8 protein-coding genes and 1 tRNA gene are annotated in these 10,741 nt (G+C 33.9%); 1 reads left to right on the forward strand and 8 read right to left on the reverse strand.

Features of this window, described 5'->3' with window-relative positions; genetic code table 11:
• Positions 1-15: 15 nt before the first annotated feature.
• The 5 genes from ACP5SP_RS04205 to ACP5SP_RS04225 form a co-directional block, all read right to left on the reverse strand.
• On the reverse strand, positions 16-186 hold the full coding sequence (locus ACP5SP_RS04205) for an HAD-IC family P-type ATPase (protein WP_424586847.1): 171 nt from the start codon (positions 184-186) through the stop codon (positions 16-18).
• Positions 187-325: 139 nt separating this feature from the next.
• Positions 326-1,552 (reverse strand): type II secretion system F family protein, encoded by a 1,227-nt coding sequence (locus ACP5SP_RS04210; protein ID WP_424606977.1) that lies wholly within the window; start codon positions 1,550-1,552, stop codon positions 326-328.
• Positions 1,553-1,561: 9 nt separating this feature from the next.
• Positions 1,562-2,617 (reverse strand): type IV pilus twitching motility protein PilT, encoded by a 1,056-nt coding sequence (locus tag ACP5SP_RS04215; RefSeq protein ID WP_428076074.1) that lies wholly within the window; start codon positions 2,615-2,617, stop codon positions 1,562-1,564.
• A complete protein-coding gene (locus ACP5SP_RS04220) occupies positions 2,617-4,320 on the reverse strand; it encodes a GspE/PulE family protein (RefSeq protein ID WP_424596965.1) in 1,704 nt (567 codons plus the stop codon). Before ACP5SP_RS04220 ends, ACP5SP_RS04215 begins: the two co-directional genes overlap by 1 nt.
• Positions 4,317-6,827, reverse strand: a complete 2,511-nt coding sequence (locus ACP5SP_RS04225; protein ID WP_428076072.1) for a tetratricopeptide repeat protein — start codon at positions 6,825-6,827, stop codon at positions 4,317-4,319. Before ACP5SP_RS04225 ends, ACP5SP_RS04220 begins: the two co-directional genes overlap by 4 nt.
• Before the next feature lie 96 nt (positions 6,828-6,923).
• Between ACP5SP_RS04225 and ACP5SP_RS04230 the strand changes: the two genes are divergently transcribed.
• A tRNA-Ala gene (locus ACP5SP_RS04230) sits at positions 6,924-6,998 on the forward strand.
• Between the two features lie 10 nt (positions 6,999-7,008).
• Here the strand turns inward: ACP5SP_RS04230 and ACP5SP_RS04235 are convergent.
• The 3 genes from ACP5SP_RS04235 to ACP5SP_RS04245 form a co-directional block, all read right to left on the reverse strand.
• Positions 7,009-7,893, reverse strand: coding sequence for a fumarylacetoacetate hydrolase family protein (locus ACP5SP_RS04235; RefSeq protein ID WP_416085511.1), 885 nt, complete (start codon positions 7,891-7,893; stop codon positions 7,009-7,011).
• A gap of 335 nt (positions 7,894-8,228) precedes the next feature.
• A complete protein-coding gene (locus ACP5SP_RS04240) occupies positions 8,229-9,521 on the reverse strand; it encodes an amidohydrolase (protein WP_428076073.1) in 1,293 nt (430 codons plus the stop codon).
• Positions 9,522-10,268, reverse strand: a complete 747-nt coding sequence (locus ACP5SP_RS04245; protein ID WP_424606973.1) for a spherulation-specific family 4 protein — start codon at positions 10,266-10,268, stop codon at positions 9,522-9,524.
• Between the last annotated feature and the right edge of the window lie 473 nt (positions 10,269-10,741).

Genomic DNA, 10,741 nt, shown 5'->3' on the forward strand with positions numbered 1-10,741 from the left:
ATTATATCTCCTGACTCAATCGCAATATCTTCCGGTACCCATTGCTATTCCAACATTGGCTTGTTTTAATGCAGGCGCATCATTTACTCCGTCTCCTACAAATACAACAATCTTACCAAGATTTTCCGCTTTTTTGACAATTTCAAGTTTATCTTTGGGATGAACTTCGGCATAGAAGTTTTCTATTGCAAGTTCCTTAGCAACTTTTGAAGCTCAATTTACAAAATACGCAATATTAAAATTTTTTTAAAAAGGATAAAAAATTAAACAAGCTTGTCTAAAAAGAATTCGTTTGTTAATTTTGTAGTGAAAACTATTTAATAGCCTATTTAATGTACGATGCCATCTGGAAGACTGGTAAGTAAAGTCCTATGAGAGTTCCTCCGATTAAGCCTCCAACGCCAACCATCATTATCGGGTTAATAAGTGCAGAGATATTATTAATAAGATAATTAACTTCTTCGTTATAGAATTCTGCAACTTTTCTCAACATTTTGTCAAGGCTTCCACTTTCTTCACCAATTGCAGTCATATCATAAACCATTGGAGTAAACATTCCACTTTTTTCAAGTGCAGAAGATAATGCTTCTCCCTTTTTTATTGCATCAATGATTCCATCAATTTTTTCTGCAATGATCACATTATCTATAACGCCTCTTACTGTTTGCAAACAGTCAATAATAGGAATACCAGCAGAGAAAAGTGTTGCAAGCGTATCTGAAAATCTTGCCATTGAAGACTTTAAAGTTAATTCAGAAATTAAAGGCAATTTAAGTTTTAACGCATCGACTGTCCTTCTCCCCTCAGGGGTTTTTACCCATCTTCTAAATGCAATTATTGCGATGACTATGATAGCGACAATTACCCAAATATAATGGATAAGGAAATTAGCAAAAGCAAAAATCATCTTTGTAATTGCAGGAAGTGGTGCACCTAATTCCGTAAGAAATCCTTCAAATGTGGGTATTACAAAAATAAATAGTCCTACTACTATAAGAATTGCAAAGCCCAGTACAGCGACAGGATAGGTCATTGCACCCCTTATTTTGTTTCTTGTTTCGTAGTCCCTTTGTAAGAAAGTACTCATTGTAATAAGCGCTTGTCCTAAATTACCTGAGGTTTCACCTGCTTGTACCATGCTTATATAGAGCGGAGAGAAAACTTGTGGAAATTTTTTCAACGCCATTGAAAGTTGGTTTCCTTTTTTAACTTCTTCACTTAAATCTTTTATAATTTGTACCAATTTTGGGTTTGATGTCTGTTTTTCTAAGACTGCAAGCGCTCTTGAGATTGAAAGTCCTGCATTAAGCATAGTACCGAACTGGTTTGTAAAAATGGAAAGATCTCTTACGCTTACTCCTTGAAAGCGTGAAAGAAAGCCTCCTTCAGTTCTTTTTCCACCTAAAGATAAACTTCTTAGTTCTTTTATGTATATAATACGATATCCTTTGCTTCTCAAAGTTTCTGCAACATCTTGAACACTATTTCCCTCTAAGCGCCCAATTAATGCACCACCTGATGCTGTAATTACTTTGTATTCAAATTGTGGCATACTGTATCATCACCTTTCCATTAAGTGAATAAAGTTTTCTTTATTAAATGCATATCTTAAACCATCTTCGTAGGTTATATCACCTCTTAACACAAGTTCCTTAAGCGATTGTTCCATTGTTTGCATGCCAAAATTTGATGAAGTTTGGATAATTGATGGAATCATATGTGTTTTGCCTTCCCTTATCAGGTTTCTTACCGCAGGTGTTGCAATTAGAACTTCTGTTGCAAGGACAAGTCCTCTTTTGTCTTTTTTCTGAATGAGTTGCTGCGAGAATATTGCAAGAAGAACTGATGAAAGCTGCATCTTTACCTGTTCCTGTTGGTGGGGTGGAAAAACGTCAACAATTCTATCAACAGATTGCGATGCTGAATTTGTGTGTAAGGTTGCAAAAACCAAATGTCCTGTTTCTGCTGCAGTTAAAGCTGTTGCAATAGTATCAAGATCTCTCATTTCTCCCACAAGGATAACATCGGGATCTTCACGAAGCGCTGCACGCAGTGCCGACGGAAACGATAATGTATCAGTACCTAATTCTCTCTGCACGACTACTGATCTTTTGTGTCTGAAAAGATATTCTATTGGATCTTCGATTGTAACAATATGTTTTGAGTATTTCGTGTTTATCTCGTCAATCATTGCTGCAAGTGTTGTTGACTTTCCGTGTCCTGTTGGTCCTGTTACAAGCACAAAACCTCTCTCTTCTTCAATTATTTGGTGAGCAATCTTTGGAACTCCAAGAGAATCAAGAGGCGGTATATCAAAAGGTATTCTTCTAAATGCAGCAGATACTGTTCCTCTTTGCATAAATACATTAACCCTAAATCGTGCAAGACCTTTAAGTCCATAAGAAAAGTCATACTCAAGTTTTTCTTTAAATAGTTCTTTTTGCTTATCTGTCATTATTGAATACATCATTTCCGCAGTATCTTCAGGTGTAAGCGGATCTGCTTCAAGATACACAAGCTCTTTGTTTATCCTCAAGACAGGAGGTAAACCAACTGTTAAATGCACATCTGATGCTTTATGTTCTGCTGCAAGTGTTAAAATCTCATTAATATTTATCATTCTGCAACCTCCAAAGTTGAGACAACTCTCATAACCTCTTCAAGTGTTGTAATGCCTTCAGCTGCCTTCATTAAGGCGTCATCAAGAAGTGTCTTCATACCCAATCTTTTCGCTTCTGCAAGGATTTCCTTAGATGATGCTCTCTTAAGAATAAGTCTTTGAATCTCAGGTGTTATTGGTAAAATTTCAGAAATTGAAATTCTTCCTTTGTAGCCAGTATTGTTGCAAAAATCGCAACCTGTTCCTTTATAGAAATTAACTCCTTCGTGAACCTCAAAGCCAAGATGCTCAAGCACATCTTTTGATGGAATAAAAGATTCTTTGCACTTAGGACATATCTTTCTTACAAGACGCTGTGCCGTTGCACCAATCAAAGATGAAGCAACCAAAAATGGTTCTATACCCATATCAATAAGACGCGTTGGAATTGATGCTGAATCATTTGTGTGTATCGTTGATAGAACTAAGTGTCCTGTTAGTGCGGCTTCAATTGCTATTTGTGCTGTTTCTTTATCACGAATTTCTCCTATAAGAATGATATTTGGGTCCTGACGTAAAATTGAACGAAGAGCGTTTGCAAAAGTGAGACCTGCCTTTTCGTTTACCTGAACTTGGTTTATTCCTTTTAATTGGTATTCAACTGGGTCTTCAACTGTTATTATATTTTTTGTGGGTGTATTTAATCGGTTAAGAATTGAATAAAGTGTCGTTGTTTTTCCCGATCCTGTAGGACCCGAAATAAGAATCATGCCATAAGGTTGGGTAATAATTTTTTCAAATTTTTTAAGATTCTCCTCTGAAAATCCCAGCTGTTCAAGTGGTTTAATTGCAGATGTTTTATCAAGGATACGCAAAACAATCTTTTCCCCAAAGATTGAAGGAAGTGATGAGACACGAAAATCAACAGGTCGTCCTTCAAACTTAAGTGAAATACGTCCATCCTGTGGGATTCTACGTTCTGCGATGTCCATGTTTGAGATGATCTTAAATCTTGCAATAACTCCTGCTTGAATCTTCTTTGGGAGTCTTTGCTTTTCGTGTAAAATGCCGTCAATTCTATAACGCACCCTTACAGAATCTTCCATTGGCTCTACGTGAATATCTGATGCACCTTCAACAATTGCCTGAGATATGATACTATTAACAAGCCTTACAACAGGTGCGTCTTCACCGAGCATTCTTAATCGTGAAAGGTCGTTTTCCTCAACAGTTTCAACAACTTCAACATCTGTAAATTCCTCTTCTGCCTTTTTGACTACGTTTTCAAGTTCATAGTACTTTTCTATTGTTTGAATTATTGCACTTTTTGGTGTTACATAGAATTTAACATTTGTTCCATAAACTGCTCTCACATAATCAACTGTATCAATATTTGTGGGATCTGATATTGCAACATGGTATACTGGTCCCTCTTTTTTGAATACAAAAAAACCAAAGGATTTTGCCTTTTCAGGGTCTGTATATTTAAGGACTTCTTTCTCAACTGGATATTTTGCAAGATCAACAAAATCAAATCCCCACTGCTCAGCAAGAAGTTGAGCTTGCTGCACTTCATCGATAACGCCGTTATCCATTAAGATCTTAAGAATGGGCTCTTTTGTGACATTTTGGACAGAAAGATATTTTTCAAGTGTCTCACGATTTATAATTCCTTTTTTTATGAGTATTTCACCTATTTTTTCTCCTCCTGGTGAGATCATCTCTCATCACCTCTTATATCTATAATTTTTCCTTCAGAGGGCAAAGTCTCTAAGAGTAGTTTTGCATCTTTGTAATCCCCCATTTTGAGAAGTTCAGTAAGTGCCTTCCTTGCACTGATTACATCACCTAAATTCTTCTTCATAACTGCATATCGGTAGAGTAATTCTTTTTTAACTTCAGGTATTCCGTCTTCGCTTAAACCTAATTCGAGCTGTTTTAAAGCAAAGTCGTGAAGCATTGTCCTTTCAAAGCAAATACTTAACATAAGCCTCATTAGAGGTTTATTCCTATTAGATCTAATTACAAACTGGAAGTAGGCAATTGATTCTTCATATCTTTCAGTAAAGAAATAAAGGAATCCTATTATGAAGTGATATGTTGGGTCAAATGGATTTTTGTTCTTTAAATTGTTATATTTTTCAATGACGGGTTCGATTATGTTTGCATAAGAGGCACTTGGTGGGAATTTTTCAAGGAAAGATAGAATCTCTTTTTCATCTCCCTTTTCCACAGCGTAGATGAATGTTTTAGCAAGGGCGTTTGCATTCAATGGGTCTTTTTTGAGGATTTCAAGGTTAATTTCATATGAGGCATTAGAGAGACCTGCAATTTCAAAATAATTTGCAAGTTTTATAAGTGTGTCTATGTCAAAGTCTTTAAACCTTTCCTTTAAGCTATCGTAAACGAGTTCCGCATATTGCACGGCATTATGAGAAATGATTTTGTCTACCATTAAAAGCACAACATCATTCTTACCAATGCGTTTTGCAAGTTCAAGATGTTTTGCATAATAAAGGGGCTTATTTATATTAAGATCTATTATCACATTAGATAATTCAAAGGCCTTCAACGGGTCGTTTTCAAGTTCAATGTATTCATATATAGATTGAGCAATAATTTCCGCCTCTTCTGGAAGTTTCAAATCCTTTAAAATTTTTGCGCCTTTAAGATAATCATCAAGGGAAAGCTTATGCACGGAGTGTGCTTTTATAAGCCACTTAATGCTTTCAATTTTGTCGTTTGATAGGCTATAAAGTTCATAAGTTCTGTGGAGGTATTTAAATTTTATAAATTCGTCAATCTTTTTTGAGCTGATGAATTTTGATACCTTGGAAAGGATACTTAAGTTATCTTTTACATAATCAAAGAAATCCTCAAGATTTCTGCTAAGCTTTTCGTCGCTAAATTGTTTAAGTATTTCAAACGCATCATTTATATTTCCAAGTTCGATGTATGTATTGAAAATACGGTTTAAGATGTTTTCGTCTTGTGGAATAAGTTCCTTTAAAGAAAGCAAGGCTTCAAGTCTTGCTTTGGGATCAATACTATTTGAAGCGCTCCTTAAATAGAATATTGCTTCTTTTGTGCGTCCTTTATCAAGGAGGATTTTTGAAATTTTCTTTGCAACAGAAACATTTGTTGGGTCAATGAGGAGTATTTTCTCGTAGATCTCAATTGCTGTGTCTATGTCCTTACCTTCGAAGTCAAGCGCAAGTGTCTCAAGGATTTTTACGCCTTCCTTAATATTTCCATGCTCAATGTGAGTAAGTGCCTCAATATACTCGGGTATATTTTCAAGATTTATCCTCTGAGGCTTTGATATTGTGGTTTTTTCAGAAATTACTTCACTTTTTGTGATTTCAGGTTTTTGGTCTTCTTTTCTTTCTTCCGTCTTTTCTTCAATTACTAATTTCTCATTCAAATCCTTGATTTTATCTTCTGTTAATTCTTCTTTAATATTTTCTTTTATAGATTCTTTAACAGGAGTTTGCGCAACTTTATTGAAAGTTTCATTAGTTGCAATTGTAGGTTCTTCTTCAAAAGCACGCTCTTCTAACTTTTCTTCCTTTCTCAATATTTTTTGCTCAACATTTTCGTTATTTCTATTTAAAGCTCTTAGCATACGTTCAATTTCATCAATTTTCTTCTTTGCATATTCATTGTCAGGATCCAATACTGACAGAGCCTTAAAGTATTCAAGAGCTTTTTCAAAATCAGAGCTATTGTAAAGGATATCACCTGCAAGTTTAATGAGTTCTTTGTCTTTTTCTTTTTGAAGTACTCTATCTATTAGTTTTAATGCGTTTGGATAGTGTCCTATGGAAGTATAAATTTTTATAATCTCTTTCATTTGGTTTGTGTTGAGTTTGTATCTTAAGTCGATCATTTTTAGAAGTTGCACTGCCTCTGAAGTTTTAGAAAGGTCAATTTTAAGTCTTGCAAGTTCTATGGAGTTTTCAATTACCTTATCTACTTCGTTTATTTCGATATATAGCGCTATAATTTTTTCCAAAGCAAGTTCAAGACAGTCTTTTTTGTCGATTTTGTTTTCGTGAAGAAGTTCAATTAGGGTTTTTAAAATGAGAATTGCATCATCAAAATTTCCTAAATCTTCGTAGTTTGAGGAGTTTTTAATGGCATAATCGCAGGCTCCCTTTATGTCCCCCTTTTGGATTAAATTTTGTAAATCTCTTCTAAAATCCTTCTTTCCAAATAATGCGCTCATTTTGGTCTCCCTTTAGATACATTATAGATTAATTTTATTCAAATGCAATATGTAGAAAAATGAAAATTTAAAAATCTGGTATAATTCATAATGAGTGGGGCAGTAGTTCAGTGGTAGAACGCATCCTTCGCACGGATGAGGCCGGGGGTTCAAGTCCCCTCTGCTCCACCATTTTTTAATTTTATCGTGAAACCTTATTTCTTAGCGTGCCAACTTTTTCAATTTTTACAATTACCTCATCGCCTTTTTGAATTGGTAAAATTCCTGGGACTGTTCCTGTTGAAATTACATCACCAGGATTCAATGTAAAGTATTTTGAAATATAGGCGATCGTCTCATCAATTTTAAAGATCATATCTTTTGTGTTCCCTTTTTGCTTTAAAACACCGTTTATGTAGAGTTCAATCTCAAGATTGTGGGGATCTTTAATTTCGTCTTTTGTAACAATATAAGGTCCAATTGATAGGGAAGTTTCAAAGTTCTTTGATCTAAACCAAGGTAAGCCTTTTTTCATATCTTTAAATTCGATATCTCTTTCGGTTATGTCGTTTACGATTGTATAACCAAAAACACAATCAAACGCTTCTTTAGGTTTAATGTCCTTACACTCTTTTCCTATGACAACGGCAAGTTCTGGCTCTGGGTCTATGCGGGTTGCCCATTTTGGATACATGATTATATCTCCATCAGTAATGGATAGTGTTGCAAATTTTCCAAAAAGAATTGGTTCTTGAGGAATATCTCCTCCTGTTTCTTTTGCATGTTCCACATAATTTTTACCAAGACAAACAACCATTGCTGATTTATCAATTGGTGGATAGTATTTTTTCACATTGACCTTGAAAAGTTCATAAAATTGATCCTTAAATGTCTTTTTGCCCCAAGTAATCATCTTCTTTATATCCTCAGAGTTTTCAATTGCAGATGACACCGAATCAACATATGGAGCTTCTCTTTCACCAATGTGTTCCATTGCTTCACCAAGTTTTCCAATATCTATCTTGTTTCCGTTTTCCTCTATGCCTACATTTAAGAAGCCATCTTTTTCAAAGACAAATAGTCTCATTTGTTTCCTCCTCTATATTTAGTTGTTTTTTATTATACTCCTTTTTGATTATACTCCTTTTTGATGTAGGGTTAAAACTTTTTGGGGTTTATATAAGATTAAGGAAAATCTAATTTGTAATTTTTTAGTGTTAGGTCTTTACCTCTAAAAGAAACCGCATTAAACCGTAGAGTCCGCATAAATGCTAATGTGAAACCGTGCATTTTAAGGCGTTTTTAGGGGGTATTTTTAAATTTAATGAACTTTTACCCTTTTAGCAAAATTTTGTTCGTCTAAAACGATTTAAATGCTATGTTTTTATTGTCTTCAGAACTTACTTTAAAGGGTGTAATAATTTATCCAAATGTTTGCATGGGTTTATCAGTATCTTTCCTCAAAAGTCTTTTATAAACTTTGTTTATGTCCTGAATGAGTTTTTCTTTTTTGTAGCCAAAGATCTCTCCATCCTTATAAACGATTTTTCCATTTATCATAACCATTTTTATGTCTAATTCACTTACCGAGTATAAAAAGTTAGCAAATATGTTTATTGGAGGATTTAGTCTTGGAGAGTATTTATCTAAAAAGACAAGATCAGCTAAATAACCTTCTTTTATTTTTGAAATTGGTTTCTTCAAAAATTTTTCTCCGTTAGAAAAGAGTTTTAAAATATCACCAATCTTTGAAGTGGTTGGATTCAAATCAGCAATTTTTCCAAGAAGGGCAGACAATCTTGCAACTTCTAAGATAGAGTAGTTTGAGTTTGATGCTGCTCCATCTGTTGCAAAGGATACATTAATACCTTTTTCAACTGCTCTGTTAATGAAGTTGTTCACCCATGCAAATTTAAGGTATGTTTTTGCTGCATGAGAAATATTGCCGTCTCTTCCTTTAATGAGATCAAGATCCGAGTTTGTTGCATAGTATGCGTGCGCTAAAATGGTATTTTCATCCAATAAACCAATGGAATCAATAAACTCAATCGGAGTCATTCCATATTCTTTCAAAGATTTTTCAATTTGCCAGGGCTCTTCTGAAATATGGAGGTGCACCTTTAAACCCGTGTTTTGCTTAATTTTAGAAATATTCTCAAGGAATTCTTTTGGGCATACATATGGGGAATGTGGTCCAAGACTTATGGTAATTAGATCGTCTGTCCCATTATATTTTTCAATAAAATCCATTGCATCTTTAAAATTTTTGTCTTTAGTTTCCCCTATTCCAAACATTGTATATGAGAGATCTCCTCGCATTCCCAACTCTTTGTAAGCGGTGAACGCCTCTTGCATATTGAAGTAGTGATCAAAAACCGTTGTGATACCCGATGATATCATTTCAACTGCACCAAGAAGTGTTCCGAGGTAAACATCGCCTTTTTGAATATTTTGTTCATAAATCCATATGTACTTGTTAAACCAGTCTGAAGATGTTACATCTTCTGCGCTTCCTCTTAATAGCGCCATTGCGGTGTGTGCATGAGTATTTACAAGTCCCGGTATTATATAAAAAGATGAGCCATCTATTGTTTCAGTATCGAATTCGTCAATTTTGCCGATTTTTTCTATTTTATTTTTAGCAATCTTTAGGTCAACATTTTCTTTTAGAGTTAATGTATCAAAATTAATTATGGTAGTGTTTTTTATAATCATCTATTCACCGTAATTCAAACAGGTTGAGAATGTGTCCCATGGATTTGGGAGGTTATCGCATGTAAGATAGTAGTTTACAATGTTTTTATTTTTCAAAAGCGTTTCTAAATCGTTAATTTCCCTCAAATTTACTCCATATATAAGGGCAACAAGTTTATTAGAGTATATTTTCAAAGAGTCATACACTTCAAATGTTCTAAACTCGTTGAGATTCCCTTCAAAAACAACTGCATAATCACAATAGTTAATAAGAGCAGGATCAAAATTTGTTCCAGGATTAATTATTACTGTCCCTTTATATTTTGATTTTATATAGGTATAAAGCTCTTTATAATAGTTAACAAACTCATCTGTATCTTGCGTTTCGTCAAGGAACATTCCTTTTATATTCTTGTAATAACTAAACCAATTGTCAATATCGCTTTTTACCTCATTTAGATTCCTTTTTCCATAGCTTGTATATACATATCCAAGAGGTTTTTTACCTTTTAAAAGTAATCTTCTAATGATTGTTGTATAAAAATCCAATTTTCCGTTTCCTGGTCCATCATCAACATTAAGTATTGCAAATGTATCATAAACTCTCTTGTTGAAATTTATTAACTTATTGAATTCACTTCCACTTTCTCCATAATAAGCAGGGACAAGAATTATATTTTTGGGCTTAATTAATATTGAATTTGCGCTTGAGAATAGCAATGGAATGATTATAAACAGAGGAATAATATTCTTTTTAATCGTTTTCATTTTTTATCTCCATAGTATTTCTCAGCTTAAGGAATTATACACAAATTCTATCAAATCCAAAGTTTGGCTATTTTTTATCACTTTAAAAAGTTTTAATGCTTTCAAGAAAAATTTGCAAGGCTTTTTAATTATTTTTGTCTTAGTATTTTGTGATGTAGTTTGAAAATTCTCAATTTAAGCAATTTTACTGTGTTAGGCATAAATACCCTATCTATAATATTTTTGGGAAAAATATTACGGAATTGATAGATCTCTCTAATATTCTCAAACCTGTATTCTTTGTAAGCAGTATTTATATCAATCCTATGGTTTAAGCAAGAAAAATATGATTAAAATTTGGAGAATTGGTAAGATTAGCAAAACAAAAAGTGGGGCTTAAAGCCCCACAATTATAGAATTGCCTAGAATTTAAAAATTAGTATTCATACCAGTGCTTTCCTTCAGCGCTCGTGCCTCTTGCATTAATCCTTACA

The sequence above is a fragment of the Caldisericum sp. genome (genome assembly GCF_049967455.1).
Lineage (GTDB): Bacteria > Caldisericota > Caldisericia > Caldisericales > Caldisericaceae > Caldisericum > Caldisericum exile_A.